This window comes from Delftia sp. S65 (assembly GCF_016516495.1).
In the GTDB taxonomy this organism is placed as follows: Bacteria; Pseudomonadota; Gammaproteobacteria; order Burkholderiales; family Burkholderiaceae_C; genus Comamonas; species Comamonas acidovorans.
This window is the reverse complement of the sequence record NZ_JACVUR010000001.1, coordinates 34,460-56,912: the sequence shown is the minus strand read 5'-3', so window position 1 is coordinate 56,912 and position 22,453 is coordinate 34,460. Positions and strand designations below refer to the sequence as shown.

Annotated in this window: 19 protein-coding genes; 11 read left to right on the top strand and 8 right to left on the bottom strand. The window is 67.2% G+C overall.

Annotation, left to right across the window (positions count from 1 at the left end; genetic code table 11):
• Window positions 1–91: 91 nt before the first annotated feature.
• Together IAE24_RS00220 and IAE24_RS00215 are read left to right on the top strand one after the other, a co-directional pair.
• Window positions 92–1,147, top strand: a complete 1,056-nt coding sequence (locus tag IAE24_RS00220) for a fimbrial protein (RefSeq protein WP_199960062.1) — start codon at window positions 92–94, stop codon at window positions 1,145–1,147.
• A 100-nt stretch (window positions 1,148–1,247) separates the two neighbouring features.
• Window positions 1,248–2,519: an amidohydrolase family protein gene (locus IAE24_RS00215; protein ID WP_012206794.1), complete on the top strand. Its 1,272-nt coding sequence runs from the start codon at window positions 1,248–1,250 to the stop codon at window positions 2,517–2,519.
• A 24-nt stretch (window positions 2,520–2,543) separates the two neighbouring features.
• Here the strand turns inward: IAE24_RS00215 and IAE24_RS00210 are convergent, their stop codons facing one another.
• A complete protein-coding gene (locus IAE24_RS00210; RefSeq protein ID WP_016451304.1) occupies window positions 2,544–3,263 on the bottom strand; it encodes a Crp/Fnr family transcriptional regulator in 720 nt (239 codons plus the stop codon).
• 51 nt (window positions 3,264–3,314) lie between these two features.
• Entirely contained in the window at window positions 3,315–4,226 is a 912-nt protein-coding gene (locus IAE24_RS00205) for a LysR family transcriptional regulator (RefSeq protein WP_199960061.1), read from the bottom strand.
• A gap of 151 nt (window positions 4,227–4,377) precedes the next feature.
• Here IAE24_RS00205 and IAE24_RS00200 point away from each other — a divergent pair, with 151 nt between their 5' ends.
• Both IAE24_RS00200 and IAE24_RS00195 read left to right on the top strand, forming a co-directional pair.
• A complete protein-coding gene (locus IAE24_RS00200) occupies window positions 4,378–5,379 on the top strand; it encodes a Bug family tripartite tricarboxylate transporter substrate binding protein (protein ID WP_199960060.1) in 1,002 nt (333 codons plus the stop codon).
• On the top strand, window positions 5,376–6,674 hold the full coding sequence (locus tag IAE24_RS00195) for a hypothetical protein (protein ID WP_199960059.1): 1,299 nt from the start codon (window positions 5,376–5,378) through the stop codon (window positions 6,672–6,674). Before IAE24_RS00200 ends, IAE24_RS00195 begins: the two co-directional genes overlap by 4 nt.
• Window positions 6,675–6,696: 22 nt before the next feature.
• Here IAE24_RS00195 and IAE24_RS00190 read toward each other — a convergent pair whose 3' ends face one another.
• From IAE24_RS00190 to IAE24_RS00175, 4 genes are read right to left on the bottom strand one after another with little or no spacing between them, the layout of a single operon-like run.
• Window positions 6,697–7,626, bottom strand: a complete 930-nt coding sequence (locus IAE24_RS00190) for a dihydrodipicolinate synthase family protein (protein ID WP_199960058.1) — start codon at window positions 7,624–7,626, stop codon at window positions 6,697–6,699.
• A gap of 11 nt (window positions 7,627–7,637) precedes the next feature.
• Window positions 7,638–8,810 carry an L-rhamnonate dehydratase gene (locus IAE24_RS00185; RefSeq protein ID WP_199960057.1) on the bottom strand — a complete coding sequence of 391 codons (1,173 nt, stop codon included), beginning with the start codon at window positions 8,808–8,810 and terminating at the stop codon, window positions 7,638–7,640.
• A gap of 28 nt (window positions 8,811–8,838) precedes the next feature.
• Window positions 8,839–9,867: a 4-hydroxythreonine-4-phosphate dehydrogenase PdxA gene (locus IAE24_RS00180; protein WP_199960056.1), complete on the bottom strand. Its 1,029-nt coding sequence runs from the start codon at window positions 9,865–9,867 to the stop codon at window positions 8,839–8,841.
• 7 nt (window positions 9,868–9,874) lie between these two features.
• Window positions 9,875–10,840 (bottom strand): Bug family tripartite tricarboxylate transporter substrate binding protein, encoded by a 966-nt coding sequence (locus IAE24_RS00175; protein WP_199960055.1) that lies wholly within the window; start codon window positions 10,838–10,840, stop codon window positions 9,875–9,877.
• 115 nt (window positions 10,841–10,955) lie between these two features.
• On the opposite strand from IAE24_RS00175, the gene IAE24_RS00170 reads away from it, so the two are divergent.
• Window positions 10,956–11,912, top strand: coding sequence for a LysR family transcriptional regulator (locus IAE24_RS00170; RefSeq protein ID WP_199960054.1), 957 nt, complete (start codon window positions 10,956–10,958; stop codon window positions 11,910–11,912).
• Here IAE24_RS00170 and IAE24_RS00165 read toward each other — a convergent pair.
• Entirely contained in the window at window positions 11,909–12,838 is a 930-nt protein-coding gene (locus tag IAE24_RS00165) for a LysR family transcriptional regulator (RefSeq protein WP_199960053.1), read from the bottom strand. The two genes, IAE24_RS00170 and IAE24_RS00165, sit on opposite strands and share 4 nt — an antisense overlap.
• A gap of 127 nt (window positions 12,839–12,965) precedes the next feature.
• Here IAE24_RS00165 and IAE24_RS00160 point away from each other — a divergent pair, with 127 nt between their 5' ends.
• The 3 genes from IAE24_RS00160 (at window position 12,966) to IAE24_RS00150 (ending at window position 19,038) form a co-directional block, all read left to right on the top strand.
• The gene (locus IAE24_RS00160; RefSeq protein ID WP_199960052.1) at window positions 12,966–13,748 is read left to right on the top strand and encodes a putative hydro-lyase; all 783 of its coding nucleotides are present in this window, start codon (window positions 12,966–12,968) and stop codon (window positions 13,746–13,748) included.
• Between the two features lie 241 nt (window positions 13,749–13,989).
• Window positions 13,990–17,622, top strand: coding sequence for a hydantoinase B/oxoprolinase family protein (locus IAE24_RS00155; RefSeq protein ID WP_199960051.1), 3,633 nt, complete (start codon window positions 13,990–13,992; stop codon window positions 17,620–17,622).
• 126 nt (window positions 17,623–17,748) lie between these two features.
• Entirely contained in the window at window positions 17,749–19,038 is a 1,290-nt protein-coding gene (locus IAE24_RS00150; RefSeq protein WP_199960050.1) for an MFS transporter, read from the top strand.
• A gap of 28 nt (window positions 19,039–19,066) precedes the next feature.
• Here the strand turns inward: IAE24_RS00150 and IAE24_RS00145 are convergent, their stop codons facing one another.
• Window positions 19,067–19,576: a DUF1993 domain-containing protein gene (locus IAE24_RS00145; protein WP_012206773.1), complete on the bottom strand. Its 510-nt coding sequence runs from the start codon at window positions 19,574–19,576 to the stop codon at window positions 19,067–19,069.
• Window positions 19,577–19,692: 116 nt separating this feature from the next.
• On the opposite strand from IAE24_RS00145, the gene hxpB reads away from it, so the two are divergent.
• The 3 genes from hxpB to IAE24_RS00130 all read left to right on the top strand — a co-directional run bounded on the left by hxpB (window position 19,693) and on the right by IAE24_RS00130 (window position 22,202).
• Window positions 19,693–20,388 carry a hexitol phosphatase HxpB gene (hxpB, locus tag IAE24_RS00140; RefSeq protein ID WP_233626125.1) on the top strand — a complete coding sequence of 232 codons (696 nt, stop codon included), beginning with the start codon at window positions 19,693–19,695 and terminating at the stop codon, window positions 20,386–20,388.
• A gap of 162 nt (window positions 20,389–20,550) precedes the next feature.
• Window positions 20,551–21,171, top strand: a complete 621-nt coding sequence (locus IAE24_RS00135) for an RNA polymerase sigma factor (RefSeq protein WP_013801422.1) — start codon at window positions 20,551–20,553, stop codon at window positions 21,169–21,171.
• Window positions 21,168–22,202 (top strand): FecR family protein, encoded by a 1,035-nt coding sequence (locus IAE24_RS00130; RefSeq protein ID WP_199960048.1) that lies wholly within the window; start codon window positions 21,168–21,170, stop codon window positions 22,200–22,202. The genes IAE24_RS00135 and IAE24_RS00130 overlap by 4 nt, the downstream gene beginning before the upstream one ends.
• The last annotated feature ends 251 nt before the right edge of the window (window positions 22,203–22,453 follow it).

Below are 22,453 nucleotides of genomic sequence, written 5' to 3'. Positions count from 1 at the left end.
ATGGCACCGGGCAGACCTTGAATCAGATTGATCTGATTTCATCTCGGATGAAAGGTGTCTACGATTGAAAATTTGCCAAGGAAATGCGGCCTTGGAATTTTTTCATTATCCGGAGGTATTCAAAATGCATATATTCATAGGTGCTTTTTGCAGAATAAACAAGGCTGTCATGATATTTATTTTGGCAATGATGGCCACCTCCGCATGGTCCGCATGCGCAATTGAAGATACAAGTGATGGGTCAGGCTATTACAAGTATATGTTCAGTAATTTCAATCCTCCAGAATTCAATCCCAATGTGGCCAAGAATACGGTGATTTACTCAAAAACCGCTGTAGCGGTAATAAGTAATGGGTTTGGCTATAGATTGATGAATTGTGTTCCATCGGTCACGGGCTATATTTTAGGTAAATCTACACCAGTCAATAATATATACCCGACGACAGTCGAGGGTATTGGCATGAGGGTTTCGACTAGATATGGTGCTGCGCCTGTAAGTGGTTTGGGGTATTCCAATCACCCCGGATCTTTTGCATATACACTTGTCGATGTCACAGTTGAGTTGATCAAGACCGCAGATGGCGATATCACTGCAGGTGGCGTGCTGGACAGCGATTTCATGTACGAACGCGCGAATGATGCATTTGGCCAGCTTCTCGCTCAATACAACTTTTCCTCGCCCGTCGTCCTCCGGCCCAAGGTGCCCACCTGTACCCCACAGGCGCCGGAGCCCGTGCGCATGGCCCAGACTGTCACTCAAAAACTCACCTCAATCGGCTCAACCGGTGCTCCCCGCTCCTTCCTCATCTCGTTGTTGTGCAAGGGCGGCATCCCAGGTTCGTTGACCAACGCCTATGTCACGCTGACGGATGTGGCAAATCCTGGAAATATCGGCAATGCTCTGACCCTGTCCAAAACCTCGGTGGCAAAAGGTGTGGGAGTCCAGATTCGCAAGGGTGAGCAGATCCTGGGATTTGGCCCGGACTCCAATGCCGCCGGCAACAGGAATCAATGGTTTGCAGGGGCTGTTGCCTACGGGCAGGCGCGGTTGGATATCCCGCTGACGGCGCGCTATGTCAAGACCGGAGAGAACGTGACCATAGGCAGTGCCAATGCGGCGGCGACCTTCACCATCAGCTACCAGTAGTTCCCCCTGATCCCTTGCGCTTTCGGTCTGACCGCTGGCAGGCCATTCAGCGTGGTCAGGCAAGTCTGCGGTTGCGCGGCCATGCCCGCAGAATACGCAGATGCTTGATCTACTCGTCATTCACGCCACGCTGCCCGACGGCCGCCAGGACATGTCCATCGCCGTGCAGGGCGGGCGCATCGTCGAGGTCGCGGCTGGCCTTTCAGCGCCTGCCCACCAGGTGGTCGATGCACAGCACCAGCTGGTGTCGCCGCCCTTCGTCGATCCGCATTTCCACATGGATGCCACGCTGAGCCACGGCCTGCCGCGCGTCAACCGCAGCGGCACGCTGCTGGAGGGCATTGCGCTGTGGGGCGAGCTCAAGCCGCTGCTCACGGCCGAGGCGTTGATCTCGCGCGCGCTGGAGTATTGCGACTGGGCGGCGGCCAAGGGGCTGCAGGCCATCCGCAGCCATGTGGATACCAGCGATGCCCGCCTGCTGGCCGTCGATGCGTTGCTGGAGGTCAAGCGCCAGGTGGCTCCCTATATCGACCTGCAACTGGTGGCGTTTCCGCAGGACGGCGTGCTGCGCTCGCCCGGCGGCGTCGCCAACCTGCGGCGGGCGCTGGACAAGGGCGTGGACGTGGTGGGCGGCATTCCCCACTTCGAGCGCACCATGGCCGAGGGTGCCGACAGCGTCAGGCTGCTGTGCGAGCTGGCGGCCGAGCGCGGCCTGCTGGTGGACATGCACTGCGACGAGTCCGACGACCCGCTGTCGCGCCACATCGAAACCCTGGCCTTCGAGGCGCAGCGCCTGGGCCTGCAGGGCCGCGTGACGGGCTCGCACTGCACCTCCATGCACAGCATGGACAACTACTACGTGAGCAAGCTGCTGCCGCTGATCGCCGAAAGCGGCGTGGCCGTGATTGCCAATCCGCTGATCAACATCACGCTGCAGGGCCGCCAGGACAGCTATCCCAAGCGCCGCGGCATGACGCGCGTGCCCGAGCTGCTGGCCGCAGGCGTCAACGTGGCCTTCGGCCATGACTGCGTGATGGACCCGTGGTACGGCATGGGCTCGGGCGACATGCTGGAGGTCGCCCACATGGGCCTGCATGTGGCGCAGATGACCAGCCAGGACGGCATGCGCGACTGCTTCGACGCCGTGACCACGCGCGCGGCGCGTGTGATGCACCTGGACGGCTATGGCATCGAGGCCGGCTGCGATGCCAGCTTCGTGCTGCTGCAGGCGCGCGATGCGGCCGAGGCGATACGGCTGCGCGCCACGCGCCTGAAGGTGTTCCGCAAGGGCCGGTTGCTGGCCGAGGCGCCTGCTGCAACGGCTGCGCTGCATCTGCCGGGCCGCCCGGCAAGAATCGACTGGCGGCGCTGAACCGCAGCTGAACCGGCGCCGGCCTCAGGCGCCGGCCAGGCTGGCCTCGCGCACGATGGTCTGCAGGGCCACCAGGTCCCTGACCACCAGGCCCTGGGCTTCCACGCGAATGCAGGCGTCGCGCTCCATGCGCTTGAGCTCCTGGTTCACGCGCTGGCGCGAGGCGCCCAGCAACTGGGCCAGCTCCTCCTGCACCAGTTGCAGGCCTATGCGCAGCTCGCGCGGGTCGTCCAGCACCTGTGTGCCGTAGCTGCGCGACAGGTGCAGCAACTGCTTGGCCAGGCGTGCGCGCAGGGGCAGGGTGTTGAGGTCTTCCACCAGCCCGTAGGTCTGGCGTATGCGGTGGGCCTGCAGGCGCAGCAGGGCGTCGTAGAACTCCACATGCGTGGCCAGGATGGCGTGAAAGCTCTCCTTGTCCACGCACAGCAGCGTGGTGTCCCCGTGGGCATAGGCATCGCGCGTGCGCGGCTCGTCAAGAAAGGTGGACATGGCACCGAACCAGGCACCCGGCTCCACATAGGCCAGCGTGGTCTGCCGACCCGACAGGCTGGTCGAGCTCATGCGCACGGCGCCCTGCGCACAGGCATACCACCTGTGCGGCACATCGCCGCGTGCATAGATCAGTGCCCCGTCCTTGAGCCGCCGGACCGTGGTCTGGCGCAGGATGTCATGGCGCAGCGAGGGCGAAAGGCTGCAGAACCACTGGCCGGAATTGATGGCCTCGCGCTCGGCGGGGGTGAGCATGGGCTCGTGGGTACTCGTTTGCAAACCGCTTGTCTCCAATCGGCCGCAATTTTAGGGCGTGCGGGCCTGCGGATAGGCGTGCAATTGCTCGCGCAGCAACTGCACGAAGCAGTCAGCCCTTTCGGTTGGCGCGTATTGGGGCGGCAGGGCCAGCACCACCTCCACCGCGCAGGCTGGAAGCAGTGGCAGCACACGCAGGTCGCGCGCGAACACCGAGGCCACGTAGGGGTTGACCACGCCCAGCCCCAGCCCCTGTGCGGCCAGGCTGCAGATGGTGGAGGAGTAGGTGGTCTCCATGGTGGAGCCGGCTTCTATGCCCTGCTCCTGCATGGTGCTGCGCAGTTGCAGGTAGATGTCGTCATCGGCGTTGAGGGTCAGCAGCAACTGGCCCTGCAGATCGCGCACATGTAGCCGCGTGCGCATGGCCAGCGCATGGTCCGGGTGCATGACGCAGACGGCGCGGCTGCGGTGCAGCACGGTGGCATCCAGCTCGGGCGTGCTCAGCGCCATGGTGCTGACCACCAGGTCGAAGTGGCCATGCAGCAGGCCCTCGCGCAAGGGCGTGGAGCCCAGGGTCTGCAGGCTGATGTGGGTGCCCGGGTAGCGCTGCGCGAAGCTGCGCACCACGGCCGGGATCACGCTCAGGCCCAGGGCCGGCGTGCAGCCTATGCGCAGCGTGCCGGCGCCGGACTGGCGCAGTGCGGCCAGGTCGCGCTCTATGCGCTCGCGCCCCAGGAAATGCTGCTGCACGGTGGCGAACAGTTCCACGGCCTCGGCCGTGGGGCGCAGCCGGCCCTTGTGCATGTCGAACAGCTTGAGCCCTGCGGCCGCCTGCATCTGGGCCAGCAGCCGGCTGACCGAAGGCTGCGTGGTGTGCAGCAGCCGCGCCGCGGCCGTGGTGGTGCCGGTCTGCATGACGGCACGGAAGGCTTCGATCTCTCGGGCGCTCAGGGGTCTGGACATGGCGATTCGGTCCTGCTCGGGGTGGCTGGCAATGTATATCTTTTTTGTATAGAGGCCACGGAAAAATGCATTTTTCCAAAGATGCCCGGATTTCTACACTGGCCCCATTGCATCGTTTGCCCAGGCGCAGCAGCGCCATCGAAAGGATTCCATGATCAAGACAAGCGCAGGCCGCAAAGCCGCCATGCTCGCTGCGGCCATCTCCGCCTCGGTGGCAGGCACGGCGCCCGTCGCCGCCATCGCGCAGGATGGCTTTCCCCAGCCAGGGCGCCAGCTGCGCATCATCGTGCCTTTCACTGCCGGCGGCAGCTCCGACGTGCAGGCACGCATGCTGGCCGACCGCCTGAGCAGGCTCTGGGGCCAGCCGGTGGTGGTGGAAAACAAGCCCGGCGCGGGCGGTCATCTGGGAGGCCGATATGTGGCCGATCAGCCGGCCGACGGCTACACGCTGATGGTGGGCTCCATCGGCCTGCATGCCGCCTATGGCGTATACGGCAAGCTGGCCTATGACCCCGCAAAGGATCTGCGCGTGGTGACCGTGCTGGCCGAGATGCCGCATGTGGTGGTGGCCACGCCCAGCCTTGCCGCCAGCAACCTGGCCGAGCTGACGGCGCTGGCCAAAAAGGCGCCTGGCACGGTCAACTTCGGCTCGGCCGGCGTGGGCTCGTCCGTGCACATGATGGGCGAGCTGTACAAGCTGCAGGCGGGCGCGCCTATCGTGCACGTGCCTTATCGCGGCAGCTCGGCCGCGCTCAACGACCTGCTGGGCGGCCAGATCCAGCTCATGTTCGAGAACCCGCCCACGGTGCTGTCGCACATACGCGGCGGCAAGCTCAAGGCGTTGGCCGTCACGGGCAGCCAGCGCCTGGCGGCCCTGCCGGACGTGCCCACGGCGGCCGAGTCCGGGCTCAAGGACTATGTGGCCACCTCCTGGACCACGGTGGCCGTCTCCTCCAAGGTGCCCGAGGCCATCGTCAAAAAGCTCAATGACGACATCCGAAAGGTCGTGGCCACGCCCGAGTTCCGCAAGGGCCTGCAAGAGCAGGGCATGAGCGCCGTCGCCAACAGCCTGCCTGAGGCGCAATCCTTCGTTGCCCGCGAAAAGCAGCGTTGGGACCGCGTGATCGCCGAAGGTCACATCTCTGCCCAATGAAACGCTCCATGACTTCGAACCCCCCCGCATCCTTCGTCCCCTGCCGCCGCCTGGGCGATGGCCGCCAGCACCACTTCTTCGGCTACTACAACAAGTCCAGCTGGGACCGCAGCAATCGCCTGGTGCTGGCGCAGCAAACGCCGTGGATGGACCAGTACCTCACGCCCCAGGCGCGGGCGTCCATCGGCTACTTCGATACCGAAAACGGCGACCGCTTCCACGCCGTGGGCGAGACCGGCGCCTGGAACTGGCAGATGGGCAGCCAGCTGCAGTGGCTGGACGGGCTGGCGGGCCGGCAACTGATCCACAACGACAGGACGGCAGATTCCGGGGGGCGCTATCCGGGGTTCGGCTCCGTGGTCATCGATGTGGACAGCGGCGAGCGGCGCACCCTGCCCATGCCCGTCTATGTGGTGGCGCCCAGCAGCGCCTGGGCGCTGTGCGTGGACTACCGTCGCCTTTACATCACGCACGAAACCATTGGCTACAGCGAAGAGGGTGGTCCCTTCGCCTTGCCCCTGGCGCCCGAGGACGACGGCATCTGGCGCATGGAGGTCGCGACGGGCGAGGCAAGGCTGCTGGCCAGCTATGCGCGGCTCAAGGCCTTTCATCACCGTACATCGATGGACAAGGCCATCCACTGGGTCAGCCATATAGAGGTCAACCCCTCGTCATCGCGCATCCTGTTCCTGCACCGCTGGACCGAACGCGTCAAGGACGAAACCTGCTTTCTGCACCGCCTGGTCACCATGGCGCCTGATGGGTCCGACATGCGCCTGCTCGAATGCTCGGACCATCCGCTGCCCCAACTGGCCGACGACTTCGACCCGATGGCCGTGGGCACCTTCGACTACGAAAAGTCCGAATACCAGATCTCGCATCCGCTATGGCAGGACGACAGCCACATCATTGTGTGGGGCCCGCATGCCGGGGAGATCCACTATCACCTCTATGACGATGTGGAGGGCGGTGACGTGCAAGTGGTGGGCGCAGGCGTGCTGGTGGAGAACGGCCACATGAGCTTCTCGCCCGTGGACACGCGCTGGCTGCTCAGCGATACCTACCCCGACGACCGCACGCACGAGCGCTTCCTGTTCCTGTACGACATGCACACGGGCGAGCGCCACGACCTGGGCAGCTTCTACGCCTCGCCCGATCTCAGCAAGGAAAACCGCTGCGACCTGCACCCGCGCTGGAGCCGTGACGGGCGCCAGGTCTGCATCGACTCCGTGCACGAGCACCAGCGGCAGATATATGTGCTGGATGTGTCGGGGATCGTGGAGGCCCCGAGATAGCTATTTGCGGGGCCTTGGAACCTCAGCGCCCCCAGCGCAGCACCAGCGGATCGAGCCGCCGCGCAATGTCCAGCAGCTGGCGGCGCACCTCGGGGTGCATGGGCGGCCAGGGCGCGCGCGGCGCGTCGCAGGCGATCACGCCGCCCGCCTTCATCAGCGCCTTGGCGGCCAGGAAGCCGGCCTGGCGGTTTTCGTGGTTGATCAGGGGCAGCCAGCGCTGGTAGAGGGCGAATGCGGTGTCGGGGTCACCGTTTCTGTGGGCTTCGATGATGGGGCGTATGCCGTCGGCAAAGCCGCCGCCCGTCATGGAGCCCGTGGCGCCGGCCTGCAGGTCGGCCAGCAGGGTGATGGCTTCCTCGCCATCCCAGGGGCCTTCGATGGCGTCGCCACCCAGGGCGATGAGTTCGCGCAGCTTGCCGGCGGCGCCTGCGGTTTCCATCTTGAAGTAGCAGACCTGCTCGATCTCGCGGGCCATGCGCGCGAGGAAGGCGGGGGACAGCGGCGTGCCTGCGGCCGGCGCGTCCTGCACCATGATGGGAATGGCGATGGCATCGGACACGGCCTGGAAGAAGCCCTGGATCTGGGGCTCGCCGAAGCGGAAGGTGGCGCCGTGGTAGGGCGGCATGACCATCACCATGGCCGCGCCCATGTCCTGCGCGCGGCGGCTTCGCTCGGCGCACACGCGCGATGAGGTGTGCGTGGTGGTGACGATCACGGGCACGCGGCCCGCCACATGCTCCAGCGCCGTGCGCGTGAGGACCTCGCGCTCGTCATCGGCCAGCAGGAACTGCTCGGAGAAGTTGGCCAGGATGCACAGGCCGTCCACGCCCGAGTCGATCATGAAATCCAGGCAGCGCCTCTGGCTGGCCAGGTCCAGCGTGCCGTCCTCGTGGAAGGTGGTGGGGACCACGGGGAAGATGCCGCTGTAGCGCGGCCGAGAAATTCCGGGCATGGCGTGCTCCCTCATTCGACGATGCGGAACTGGTCCAGGTACTCGGTCTTGAGCGTGAGGCCCAGGCCCGGCACATCGTCCCTGAGCTGTAGGAAGCCGTTCTCGGCCACGGGCTCGCCGTCGAAGATGTACCAGAACAGCTCATTGCCCACCTCCACGTCGAAGATGGGGAAGTACTCGGCCATGGGCGAGGCCAGCGTGCTCATGGTCAGGTGGTAGTTGTGCATCTGGCCCGCATGCGGGATCACGGGCACGCTGAACGCCTCGCACAGCGCATTGATCTTGTGCGCGGCCGTGATGCCGCCCACGCGGTTGGTGTCGTACTGCACGACGCTGACGGCCTTTTTGTCCAGCAGCTGCTTGAAGCCGTAGAGGCTGAACTCGTGCTCGCCGCCCGAGATCGGAATGCTGGTGAGCCGGCTGAGTTCGGCGTAGCCGTCGATGTCGTCGGCGATCACGGGCTCCTCCAGCCAGCGCGGCTCGAACTTCTCCAGCTTGGGCAGAATGCGCCTGGCGTACTCCAGGTTCCAGCCCATGTAGCACTCCAGCATCAGGTCGCAGTCGTAGCCTATGACTTCGCGCACGGCCTCGACCGAGCGCAGGTTCTCGCGCACGCCTTCCTGCAGATGGGCCGGGCCGTAGCCGAAGCGCATCTTGAAGGCCTTGAAGCCCTGGTCCAGGAATTTTTGCGCCTCTTCCTGCATGGCCTTGAGGTCGGTGCGGTAGAGCTTGCTGTAGTAGCAGGGAATCCTTTCCTTGGTGCGCCCGCCCAGCAGCTTGAACACAGGCTTGTTCACGCTCTTGCCCAGGATGTCCCAGATGGCCAGGTCCACGGCCGAGATGGCGGCCATGGTCACGCCCTTGCGGCCCCAGGCGTGCGTGGCGCGGTACATGCGCTGCCACAGGTATTCGTAGTCCCACGGGTCGTAGCCGATGACCAGGGGCGCCAGGTACTCGTCGATGATGGCCTTGGCGATGCGCGGCGCCAGCGCCACGTTGCCCAGGCCGACGATGCCGTCGTCGGTCTCGATCTCCACCACCGTCCAGGAATGGAAGCGGAAGGTGGACATGGTCTCCTGCGGCGCATAGAGCAGGTCCATGGCGTTGGAGCAGAAGTTGCCCTGGGGCGGCACGGTCTTGCCTTGCCATTCGTAGACGCGGGCGCGGACGGATTTGATTTTCATGATGGTGATGGCGAGGGAGTGAAGTCAGTCAGCACAGGCGCGCGGCGCCCATGCGGCAGGCGATCAGAAAGGCCTGCCAAGTGGCCTCCACGCTGGCCCGGCCCTGGCCCGCGATGTCATAGGCCGTGCCGTGGGCCGGCGTGGTGATGGGGATCGGCAGGCCGCCCTGCACGGTCACGCCGCGCGAGAAGCCCAGCAGCTTGATGGCGATCTGGCCCTGGTCGTGGTACATGGTCACGATGGCCTGGTACTCGCCGGCCTGGGCCTTCAGGAAGATGGTGTCGGCCGGGAAGGGGCCGTGGAACGGATCGGGCGTGGGCCAGTCGCGGGCCTGCAGCGCGCGCACGGCCGGCGCGATGATGTCGATCTCCTCGCGCCCGCAGGTGCCGCCATCGCCGTTGTGCGGGTTGAAGCCCGCCACCGCCACCTTGGGGGCCGCCATGCCGCTGGCCAGCAGCGCGCGGTAGATCAGCTCGGCCGCCTGCGCGATGCGCTCCTGGCTCAGATAGCCGGCCACGTCCCTGAGCGGCACATGCGACGAAATGCGCGAGGTCCACAGATTGCCCAGCGTATTGAATTCGCAGAAATAGCCGGTCACGCCCAGGTGCTCGGCAAAGTGGTGCAGCTCGTCTTCATGGCGCAGGCCGCCCAGCTTCATGGCCTGCTTGTTGAGCGGCGCAAAGCAGATGGCGTCGATCTGGCCGGCCTGGGCCGCGTCCATGCACCGGTCCAGCACCTGCAGCACCGAGCGCCCACCTGCGGCTTCGGCACGGCCCTGGTGCACGGCTTCGGCGGCCACCGTGTCCAGGGCCAGGAAGGCGGGCAGGGCGGTATCGGTGCGGCCACGTGCATGGGCCATGCCGGCGATGGGTGTGGTGGCCACCTGCAGGCCCGCGATGCGCTGGCCCTGCTGCCACAGCCAGGGGTCGCCGGCCAGCACGATGTTGGCCTTTTGCATGGCCTCGGGCTGCGCCAGCAGGCGTGCGATCAGTTCGGCGCCTATGCCGGCGGGATCGCCCAGGGTCAGGGCGACGACGGGAAGTTCGGATGCGGGCATGTGCGGCTCAGTCGATCTTGATGTGGTTCTTGCGGATGATTTCGCCAAAGCGCTGGTACTCGGCGTTGTGCAAGGCGATGAACTCCGCCTGGCCCATGGGCTGCAGCTCGGCGCCCACGGCCTCCAGGCGCGTGCGCGTCTCGGGCAGGGCCAGCACCTTGTTGACCTCGTCGTGCACCCGGGCCTGCACGGCGCGGGGTGTGGCCGCTGGCATGTAGATGCCGTACCAGGCGCCTATCTCCACGCCGGGCAGGCCGGCCTCGGCCAGCGTGGGCACCTGGGGCAGCTGGGCGTTGCGCCGGGCCGATGTCACGCCCAGGGCGCGCAGCTTGCCGGCCTTGATCTGGCCGATCACCGAAGGCATGGTGTCAAAGCTCATCTGCACCTGGCCGCTGACCAGATCCACCAGGGCTGCGGCGCTGCCCTTGTAGGGCACGTGGGTCAGTTCAATGCCGGCCGCGTCCTTGAACATCTCGGCCGCGATGTGCTGGGTGCTGCCCGTGCCGCTGCTGGCGAAGTTGATCCTGCCGGGCTCCTTGCGGGCCAGGGAGACCAGTTCCTGCACCGAGTTCGCGGGCAGGTTGTTTCCCACCACCAGCACATTGGGCACTGCGCCCACATAGGCCACCGGCACCAGGTCGCGGTTGCTGTCGTAGCCCAGCTTGAGCAGGTGCGGGGCAATGGCATGGGCCGTGACGACGCCCATCACCATGGTGTGCCCGTCCGTGGACTTGGCCGTCATGTCCACGGCCAGGGTGTTGGAGACGCCGGGGCGGTTTTCCACGATCACCGGCTGGCGCAGCAGCGGCGCCAGCCGGTCGGCCACGGCGCGGGCCATGGCGTCGGTGCCGCCGCCCGGGGCCGAGCCCACAAGCATGCGCACGGGCCGCGTGGGCCAGTCCGGCGGGGTTTGGGCCAGGGCGATGGCGGGCAGCAGGGCAGCTGCGGCCAGCAGCAGGGGGCGGCGTTGCATGTCTTGTCTCCGGTGCTTTTGTTGTGGACCCATGCTAGGCAGATGATTGATTGCCGTAAACTGAAAGTTGCTGATGAATCAATAACCTTGGGTAATCAATTCGCGGGATATTCCTATGGGCTCCATCGACCGCAGGGACAGCACGCCGCAACTGCTCAACCGCCTGCGCATGCGGCAGGTGGCGCTGATGCTGGCCATCGACCAGAAGGGCACGCTGCGCGGCGCTGCAGCCGAGCTGGGACTGAGCCAGCCGGCCGCCACCAAGATGCTGCATGAGCTGGAAGGCGCGCTGGGCCTGCCCCTGTTCGACCGCGTGGGGCGCGGCCTGCAGCTGAACGCGGCGGGCGAGCGCGTGACGGGCTACTTCCGCCACCTGCGCGGCGGCATGGAGGCGCTGAACCGCGAGCTGCAGGAACTGCGCGAGGGCTGTGCGGGGCGGCTGGCCGTGGGCAGCATCATGGCGGCCTCGCCGGGGCGGCTGACACAGGCGCTGCTGGCGCTCAAGCGCCAGTGGCCGCTGCTGTCCATCGAGGTGGCCGTGGACACCAGCGACCGGCTGCTGGCCCAGTTGCAGGACGGCGTGCTGGAGGTGGTGGTGGGCCGGCAGACCGGGCAGGCCGATCCCGCCCATCTGTTCCGCACGATTGATGACGAGGCCTTGTCCATCATCGTTGGCTGCAACCATCCGCTGGCGCGTGCCCGCAGCGTGGGCTTTGCGCAGCTGCAGGCCCATGGCTGGGTGCTGCAGCCGCCCGGCAGTCCCATGCGCGCGCTGATCGACCAGGAATTCCAGGCCCATGGCCTGCCGCTGCCGCGCGGCCTGATCGAGACGGGCTCCATCCTCACCACCATGAACCTGGTGCGCAATTCCGACCTGATCGCCGTGATTCCGCAGGCCGTGGCCCGGGACAGCGCCGCGCACGGCATGGTCCGCATCCTGCCCTATCGCATGCGCCGCAACCTGCAGGCCTACGGCAGCCTGGTGCGCCGCGACCGGCCGCTGAGCCAGGCGGCCGACAGCTTTCTGGCGCTGTTGCACGGGCAGGAGCCGCCGCCGGCATCCGCGCCCTAGCCGATGTACCGCGCCAGATGCGGGCTGACCCGCTTGCAGTAGTTCTTGCAGACGCGGCGCAGCACCTGGGCGGTGTCGGTGACGCCGGGCGACGGGCTCTTGGGGTACCAGGTGGTGATGCGAAAGGAAGGCGGCGTGGGCAACTCCAGCTCCACCAGCTCCCCGCTTTCGAGCTGCGGCGCCACCAGCATGCCGTGCATGATGGCGACGCCCAGGCCCTCGCGCACCAGCGAGACCAGGGCCGCCAGCGAGGGCGATCCCGAGATGCGCAGGTCGCTGGAGACCATGCCGCTTTGCACGGCCAGCTGCTGTGCCATGGCCACGGCCTGCTCGTAGGGGCCGGTGCCGCGCATCTGGGTCAGCAATTGCTTGCCCAGCGCCTTGTGCAGTCCATCCTTCCTGGGTACCAGGCCCCGCCTGGCAATCCAGTGCACAGGCACTTCCAGCAGGTTCTCGACCACGGCGAACTGGGGGTCCACGCCGCTGCCGGTGCGCACGATCAGGTCCAGGTCGCGCCGCATCATCTGCTCCGCCAGGTGGGTGCTCAGATCGACGGTCAGGTCCAGCTCGATGTGCGGCAGGCTGGCGCCCATCGCCTTGACGAATTCGGGCAGGAAGGTGTGTACCGCCGTCTCCAGCACGCCGACCCGCAGGCGGCAGCCGATGGCGTCGTCGGACCTGGCGGCACGCTCCAGGGTGCGTGTGGCTTCGATGACGGCTTCCGCATGCCGCAGCAAGCGGGCGCCGGCATCGGTGATCTGCAGCGTCTTGCGGTCCCAGTGGAACAGGGTCACGCCCAGGTCCGACTCCAGCCCGCGTATGCGCATGGAGACGGCGCCGGGGCTGGCGTGCACCAGTTCGGCCACGCGGCGCACGCTGCCGATGCGTGCCAGCAGCACAAAGGTTTCCAGAAAGCGGATGTTCATGGGGAGGCTGCGCGGGCTGCAGTGGCTGTTCAGTTTTCCTGGGGGAGGCTGCGCACAATTCCTGAATGGACCGGTGGCCTGCTGCTTTTTACATTGGGGGGCATCTCCATTCAATAGAGGCTCCCCCATGACGCATTGGACCCATCCGACCGAATTCCGCCAGGAGGTGCGCGCCGGACGCTTTCGCGGGCAGACGGCCGGGCAGTGCCCCGGCTACACCCAGGGCAATCTGGCGATACTGCCGCGCGAGTGCAGCGAGGAGTTCCTGCGCTTTGCCCGGCTGAACCCCAAGTCCTGCCCGCTGATCGGTGTGACCGAGCCCGGCAGCAGCCGCGTGCCCGAGCTCGGCGATATCGATCTGAAGACCGACCTGCCCTCGTACTGGGTGTTTCGCGATGGTCACAGGGCCGAGCAGGTGAATGACCTCACGGACCTGTGGCGCGACGACCTGGTGGGCTTCGTCATCGGCTGCTCCTATTCCTTCGAAGACGCGCTGCGCGATGCCGGCGTGCCCGTGCGCCACATCGACGAGGGCCGGGGCGCGCCCATGTTCATCACCGACATTGCCAACGGCCAGGCGGGCCGGTTCGGAGGCCGGATGGTGGTCAGCATGCGGCCCATGACGGCCGCCCAGGCCATCCGTGCGATCCAGGTGACTTCGCGCTTTCCCAGCGTGCATGGGGCGCCCGTGCACCTGGGCGACCCCGCGCAGATCGGCATTGCCGATATCGAGCGGCCGGACTTCGGCGAGCCCATGGCGCTCAAACCCGGGGAGATCCCCGTGTTCTGGGCCTGCGGCGTGACGCCCCAGCAGGCCATCCTCTCGGCGGCCCTGCCATTCGCCATCACGCACGAGCCGGGCCACATGCTGGTGACGGAGTTGCGCAACAGCCATCTGGCCGCGTTCTGACGGCCTGCCTGCCTGGCTGCCTGGCTTGGGGCCCGCTTCGGCGGGCCTTTTTCTTTGCATCGCCGGCCGGCAAGGGGCCGCTCCTGTTCAGTTTTCGTGAACAGAGGGGGCGAAAACTTCTCGATGGACGCGGTCCAGGGTCACTTTTAGATTGGACGCCAGTGGTGGGCACCGGCGGAGGGCCGTGCTCCAGGCCACGGTTTTCCTGACTTCAACTTCGAGACAAACGGGTTCCGACACCATGCAAGAACGCTCCACTCCCCATGACAGGCGCTGGCAATTCTGGATAGACCGCGGCGGCACATTCACCGACATCGTGGGCAAGCGGCCCGATGGCAGCCTGGCCACGCACAAGCTGCTGTCGGAAAACCCCGAGCAGTACCGTGATGCGGCCGTGGCCGGCATCCGCCACCTGCTGGGCCTCAAGCCCGGCGAGCCGGTCACGCCGGACCTTGTGGAGTGCGTGAAGATGGGCACCACGGTGGCCACCAATGCGCTGCTGGAGCGCAAGGGCGAGCCCACGCTGCTGGTGACCACGCGGGGCTTTCGTGATGCGCTGCGCATTGCCTACCAGAACCGCCCGCGCTTGTTCGACCGGCATATCCAGCTGCCCGAGCTGCTGTACAGCGAGGTGGTGGAGGCGCTTGAGCGCGTGGATGCCCGTGGGCAAGTGCAGCAGGAACTGGACGTGCTGCACCTGCACACCGCACTGCTGCAGGCCCATGCACGGGGCCTGCGCAGCGTGGCCATCGTCTTCATGCATGGCTACCGCTACATGCGGCACGAGCAGATTGCGGCGCGCATTGCGCGGCAGGCGGGATTCACGCAGATCAGCACCTCGCACGAGACCAGCCCGCTGATGAAGTTCGTGAGCCGGGGCGACACCACGGTGGTCGATGCCTACCTCTCGCCCATCTTGCGCCGCTATGTACAGCAGGTCGCTGGCGAGATGCCGGGCGTGCGGCTGTTTTTCATGCAGTCCTCCGGCGGGCTGGCCGATGCGGGCAGCTTCCAGGGCAAGGATGCCATCCTGAGCGGTCCGGCCGGCGGCATCGTGGGCATGGCCCGCACGGCGGGGCTGGCCGGGCACGACAAGGTCATCGGCTTCGACATGGGCGGCACCTCCACCGATGTCAGCCACTACGCTGGCGCCTTCGAGCGCGAGTTCGAGACCCAGGTGGCCGGTGTGCGCATGCGCGCGCCGATGATGAGCATCCACACGGTGGCCGCCGGTGGCGGCTCCGTACTGGCCTATGACGGCTCGCGCTTTCGCGTGGGACCGGAGAGCGCGGGTGCCAACCCCGGCCCCGTGAGCTACCGCCGTGGCGGGCCCCTGGCCGTGACCGATGCGAACGTGATGGTGGGCAAGGTCCAGCCCCGCTACTTCCCCAGCGTGTTCGGCCCGGCCGCCAACGAGCGGCTCGATGGCGAGGCCGTCCGGGCGCGCTTCGATGAACTGGCGGTGCAGACGGGGCGCAGGCCCGAGGAAGTGGCCGAAGGCTTCATCCGCATCGCCGTGCAGCAGATGGCCAACGCCATCAAGAAGATCAGCGTGGCGCGCGGCTATGACGTGACGCGCTACACGCTGCAGTGCTTTGGCGGCGCGGGCGGCCAGCATGCCTGCCTGGTGGCCGATGCCCTGGGCATGACCCGTGTGTTCGTGCATCCGCTGGCCGGCGTGCTCAGCGCCTACGGCATGGGGCTGGCGGACCAGACCGTCATCCGTGAACAGGCGATGGAGGTGGCGCTGTCTGCGGCGGCCTTGCCGCTGATCGCGGAATCGCTGGATTCGCTGGGCGACGCGGCCAAGGCCGAGCTTGAGCGCCAGCAGGTCGGCGCCAGTCCCGTGCAGGTACGCTACAACGTGCATGTGCGCTATGAGGGCACGGATTCCGCCCTGGCCGTGCCCTTCGGCGGGCTGGACGACATCCAGGCGGCCTTCGAGTCGGCCTATCGCCAGCGGTTCGCCTTCCTGATGGCGGGCAAGGGCCTGGTGGTGGAAGCCGTTTCCGTCGAAGCCGTGATTGCGGGCGATGCGCCCAGCGAGCCGGTGCTGCAGGAGCATCCGCCGCGCGAGCATCCGCGCCGCGAAACCGTGCGCATGTATTCCGACGGTGCCTGGCATGACGCGGCCCTGGTGGTGCGCGAGGACCTGCGGCCCGGCGACGCCATTCCCGGCCCGGCCATCATCGCCGAGCGCAATGCCACCACGGTGGTCGAGCCCGGGTGGCTGGCGCGGCTCACGGCGCTGGATCATCTGGTGCTGGACCGCGTGGTCGCGCGCAAGGCCGAGTACGCGGCCGGCACCTCGGTGGACCCGGTGCTGCTGGAGGTCTTCAACAACCTGTTCATGAACATCGCCGAGCAGATGGGCCTGCAGCTGCAGAACACGGCCTACTCGGTGAACATCAAGGAACGGCTGGACTTCAGCTGCGCGCTGTTCGACGCCGAGGGCCACCTCATCGCCAATGCGCCGCACATGCCCGTGCACCTGGGCTCCATGGGCGAGAGCATCCAGACGGTGATCCGCAAGAACGCCGGGCGCATGGCCCAGGGCGATGTCTATGTGCTCAACGACCCCTACCAGGGCGGCACCCACCTGCCCGACATCACGGTCATCACGCCCGTGTACGTGGCCGACGAGGCCTCCCCCACCTTCTACGTGGGCAGCCGGGGCCACCATGCCGACGTGGGTGGCATCACGCCCGGTTCCATGCCGCCGTTTTCCACGCGCATCGAGGAAGAGGGCGTGCAGATCGACAACTTCAAGCTGGTCGATCGCGGCGTGCTGCGCGGCCAGGAGATGGTCGAGCTGCTGCAAAGCGGCGAGTACCCGAGCCGCAACCCGCACCAGAACCTGGCCGACCTGAAGGCCCAGATCGCGGCCAATGAAAAAGGCGTGCAGGAGCTGCGCAAGATGGTGGCCCAGTTCGGCCTGCCCGTGGTGCAGGCCTACATGGGCCATGTGCAGGACAACGCCGAGGAGTCGGTGCGCCGCGTCATCACGCGGCTCAGGAACGGGCAGTTCACGCTGCCGCTGGACAACGGCGCGCAGATCCGCGTGGCCGTCACCGTGGATACGGCGGGCCGCAGCGCGGTCATCGACTTCTCGGGCACCAGCGCCCAGCAGACCAACAACTTCAATGCGCCGCGCGCCGTGTGCATGGCGGCCGTGCTGTACGTGTTCCGCACGCTGGTGGACGACGACATCCCGCTCAACGCGGGCTGCCTCAAGCCCTTGAAGGTCATCATTCCCCAGGGCTGCATGCTCAACCCCAATGCACCGGCCTCGGTGGTGGCGGGCAATGTGGAGACCTCCACCTGCATCACCAATGCGCTGTTCGGCGCGCTGGGCGTGATGGCGGGCAGCCAGCCCACCATGAACAACTTCACCTTCGGCAATGCGCGCCACCAGTACTACGAAACCATTGCCGGCGGCAGCGGCGCGGGCGCGGTGCTGGACGCCGAGGGCCGGGTGGAGCGCGGGTTCAACGGCACCAGCGTCGTCCAGACGCACATGACCAATTCGCGCCTGACAGATCCGGAGGTGCTGGAGTTCCGCTTCCCCGTCATGCTGGACAGCTATGCCATCCGCGAAGGCTCGGGCGGCAGTGGGCGCTGGCATGGGGGCAGCGGCGGTGTGCGGCGCGTGCGCTTCCTGGAAGCCATGACGGCCAGCATCCTGTCCAACGGGCGCCTGAACCCGGCCTTCGGCATGGCGGGTGGCCAGCCGGGGCAGCCGGGCATCAACCGTGTGCTGCGCGCAGATGGCCAGGTCGAGGCGCTGGAGCACATCGGCGCCGTGCAGATGCAGCCCGGCGATGTGTTCGAGGTCTGCACGCCGGGGGGCGGCGGCTACGGAACGGCGGCCTGACACGCCGCCTGCAGGGGTCTGTCCGGGTGGTGGATGAGGGCCGCCCGGCCAGGCCTGGTTCATCACCGATGCAATGCCATTGAAGGCAAGACGCTTCTTCATACCGAAGCGCAAGGAGACTGAAAAATGACAAGCCTTGACAATGCCAAGCCCCTGGCTGGCGAGCAGTCGCAGGGCAGCTGGCTGGGCCAGCTCGAACCCCGGGAAAAACGCGCACTGACGGCCTCGTTCGGCGGCTACGCGGTCGATTCCTTCGACTACTACACGCTGCCCCTGGTCACGCCCATCCTTCTGTCGCTGTGGGGCATGAGCAAGACCGAGGTCGGCCTGATCGGCACCTCGACCCTGGTGGCCTCGGCCGTCGGCGGCTGGATGGCCGGCATCCTGGCGGACCGCTACGGGCGTGTGCGCGTGCTGCAGTGGACCATCCTCGTGTTCGCGCTTTTCACCTTCGCCTGCGGCCTGGCGCAGACGCCGGGCCAGTTGCTGCTGGCCCGCACGCTGCAGGGGCTGGGCTTTGGCGGCGAATGGGCCGTGGGCTCGGTGCTGATCGCCGAGACCATACGGCCGGCTTTCCGTGGCAAGGCGGTGGGGCTGGTGCAAAGCAGCTGGGCCATAGGCTGGGGGGCGGCCGTGCTGGTGTCCATGGCGCTGTTCTCGTTTCTGCCGCCCGAGATCTCATGGCGGGCCATGTTCCTGCTGGGTTTGCTGCCGGCCTTGCTGATCCTGTTCATCCGCCGTTCCGTCAAGGACCCCGAGGTCTACCTGAAGACCCGCGCCGCCGTGGGCCGGGGCGAGCGCAGCGGGCACTTCCTGGACATCTTCAAGGGCAGCATGCTCAAGACCACGGTGCTGGCCAGCCTGATGTTCACGGGTATGCAGGGCGGCTACTACGCCATCGCCGTGTGGCTGCCCACCTTCCTGAAGAACGAGCGCCATCTGACGGTGCTGGGCTCGGGCGGCTACCAGTTCATGTTCATCTTCGGCGCCTTTGCAGGCTACCTGTGCGGTGCCTACGCCTCCGACCGGCTGGGCCGGCGCTTGGCCTTCACGCTGTTCGCCATCGGCGCCGGCAGCCTGGCCTATGCCTATACGCTGCTGCCCATCACCGATGCCTGGATGCTGGTGCTGGGCTTTCCGCTGGGCTTTTTCATGTCGGGCATCTTCAGCGGCGCCGGAGCCTTCCTGGCCGAGCTGTTCCCCAACGAACTGCGCGGCTCCGGCCAGGGCTTTTGCTACAACTTCGGCCGCGGCATCGGGGCCACCTTCCCCGCGCTGGTGGGCGTGTTCAGCGACCGGCTGGGCCTGTCGCTGGGCACGGCCATCGGCATCTGCGCCACGGCCGGCTACGTGATGGTGGTGATGTTCGCCATGTGCCTGCCGGAGACGCGAGGCCGGGATCTGGCCGCGCAGTGAAGCGCTGGCCAGACCGGCCACGGCACGCTCAGTAGCTGCCCATGTAGTCGCGCTTGCCGACCTCGACGCCGTTGTGGCGCAGCAGGGCATAGGCGGTGGTCACATGGAAGAAGAACTGCGGCAGGCCGTAGTGCAGCAGATAGGCGCTGGCGCTCAGCTTCTTTTCCTTGGGCGTGCCGGGGCGCAGCACGATCTCGCGGGACTCGCTTTGCGCGAACTGCTCGGGCGCGAACGAGCCCACATGGTCCAGCGCCTTGGTGATCAGCGCCTGCAGGTCGGCAAAGCTGGTCTGCGTGTCGGGCCACGAAGGCACCTCGGCGCCGGCCAGGCGCGAGGCGATGCCCTTGGCGAAGTCCGCAGCAATCTGCACCTGGCGCACCAGCGGGAACATGTCGGGGAACAGGCGGGCCTGCAGCAGGGCGTCGGGATCTATGTTCTTCTGCGCGGCGTGTTCCTCGGCCTTTTTGAGCACGTCGGACAGGGCCTTCAGCATCTGCTGCAGGACGGGAATGGAGGCGGTGTACAGGGGGCTGGTCATTGCGGGCTCGCTAAGGATTGTGAAGGGCTGGCAATCGCATGCATCTGCATCCATCGCCAGCCGGCACAGGCTAACAGCAACTGCTTTCACTTGCCGCCTGCGCTAGCATGCGCGCCATGCAAATCCCTGAAGCCGCTCCCTCGTTCGCAGGTCTTGGCCAGGCCGGATTCGGCGCCGCCATCTTCGACATGGACGGCCTGCTCATAGACTCCGAGCCCTTCTGGAAGCGTGCCGAGCGCGAGTCCTTTGCCGAGGTCGGCATCGACATCACGGCCGAGATGTCCCGCGTGACGGCGCCCATGACCACGGCGCAGGTTGCCGCGCACTGGTATGCCCACCGGCCCTGGCAGGGGCCCAGCCAGCGCGATCTGGAGAGCCGCGTGGTCGCGCGCGTGGCGGCCCTGGTCAGCGCGCATGGGCAGGCCCTGCCCGGCGTGCGCGAAACACTGAGCGCCTGCCGCGCCCTGGGCTGGCGCGTGGCGCTGGCCTCGAACTCTCCTTTGTCTTTGTGCCACCACACCTTGGATGCGCTGGGCCTGCGGCCGGCGTTCGACGCCATCGTCTCGGCCGAGCAGGTGGTGCGCGGCAAGCCCGCACCCGACATCTACCACTTCGCGGCGCAACGCCTGGGCGTGCCGGCCGGGCGCTGCCTGGCGTTCGAGGACTCCGTCTCGGGGACACATGCGGCGCGGCAGGCCGGCATGACCGTCATCGCCGTGCCGTCCGAGGACCAGTGCTTCGACGGGGCGCAGCCTGCGCCGCACTGGGTGGTGCCCACGCTGGTGGCGCTGCATGGGGCAGCGGGCCGGTAAGGCATCCGCAGCACCCGCATCGCATGGCGCGTGCTGGTCGCAAAGGCGTTGATGAGAACCATTCTCAGTACAATCGCCGCCCGTGCCGTTCTTCTTCGTCCTGTCCGTTTCCCATGCTGGCGTGCCTGCCCGCGTCCAGACCGCCGTGCCGGGAGCCTGCCCGTGAGCGCGCGCGTGCCTGGTGCGGACGATGATGCCGCTCCCTCGCTGCTGGCCCGCGTGTATGCGCGCTGGCACCAGCCTCTGCGCCGCCTGCTGGGCCGGCAGATGCGCAACCGCGAGGATGCCGAGGATGCGGTGCAGGAGGTCTTCGTGCGCTATGCGGCCTCGGGCAAGGCCCTGCCGCCCGAGGAGCAGGAACCCTATCTGCGCGTGATCGCCCGCCATGTCTCGCACGATGCCTGGCGCCGCTCGGCGGGCGCGCCGGGGCGCGAATCGGTCTCGCTGGATGAACACATGGAACTGGCGCAGCAACTGCCGGCCGGCGAGGGCTCGGACCCCCTGCAGGCGGCGCACCACCGCGAGCGGCTGGGCCGGCTGGAGCAGGCCATGGCCGAGCTGCCCGAGCGCCGCCGCGAGGCCTTCGTGCTGCACAGCATCGACGGGCTCACGCAGACCGAGGTGGCGCAGCGCATGGGCATCTCGCGCCGCATGGTGCACAACCATGTGACGCTGGCCATGGCCTATTGCGAACTGCGCGTGCAGTACGGCAGCGCCGAAGACATGCGCCTGATGCAGGGCCTGCTGGCGCAGGCCGCGACGGACGGGGAGGGCCGGGAATGACGCTGACCCCGCAACGCCTGCAACTGCACGCCCGCGCTGCCGACTACTTCGCCCGCCGCCGCGAAGCCGACTGGACCGGCGCCGATGAGCGCGAACTCGACGCCTGGCTGGCCGCCGACCCGCAGCACCGCAGCATCTTCGAGAGCCTGGGGCGCACGGTGCTGGACCTGCAGCAGTTGCGCAGGCCGGCGCTGGCCTGCGACGCGGCTGCTGCGCCGCAAGCCAGGGCGAGCGGGCCGCGTGCGCAGACACAGGCCCACTTGCCCGCGCCGGCACGTCAGCGCACACGCCGCGGCCTGATGCCTGCGTTGCTGTCGGTGGCTCTGGTCACGACGCTGGCCGTCGGCGGGGGCTGGTATGCCTGGGACAACCACGCAAGCCATGTGATCGAGATGGCCACCGGCCCTGGCGAGGTGCGCGAGGCCGAACTGCCCGATGGCACGCGGGTCACGCTGAATTTTTCCTCCAGGCTGCAGGTGCGCTACTACCCGCGCCGCCGCGAGACGGTGCTGGACCAGGGCGAGGCCTTCTTCCAGGTCGCCGCCGACCGCTCGCGGCCCTTCACCGTGGACAGCGGCGCCAGCCAGGTCCGGGTGGTGGGCACGGCCTTCAATGTGCGCGCCGGGCCGCCCGCGCTGGTGGTGAAGGTGCTGGAGGGCAAGGTGGAACTGCGTCCCGACCGCCATGCTGCGGACGGCAGGCGCCTGCTGCTGGGCGCGGGTGCCGGCATGTCCGTCGATGCCCGCGACGGCACGCAGCATCCGCTGGCGGCCGGCGCGGACGCGGTGGGCGACTGGCGCAGCGGCCAGATGGTGTTCCAGCAGGCAACGCTGGCCGAGGTCGCCGCCGATCTGGCGCGCTACCTGGGCCAGCCCGTACGGGTGGATGGCGATGCGCGGCTGGCCGCGCTGTCCGTGTCCGGCGTGGCGCTGACCGGCAAGCCCGAGGTGTTTCTGCGCTCGCTGCCGCACTTGTTGCCGGTGCGGGTGCAGGCCGAAGCGCAGGGCGGCTGGCGAATCTCGGCGCACTGAGTGCCTTGTCTATTTGTAAATTAATGTAAACAACTCGCTTTCTCGGTTCGGCCACGTTCCCACTTTGGCGAGGTAGCGGGTTTTACCTTCATGGAGGCCGGGTTTTCTCGCGCCTCCATGGTTGCCAGCCAGGCCGCTGCCCAGTGCACAGCTCAGCCAACAACCGCGACGGCCGCGCACGCGCGTGGCGGGTGGACGCTCAACTGTCTGCCCGCCACCCGCCGCGCACACCGCGACAGCGGGCAATGGAC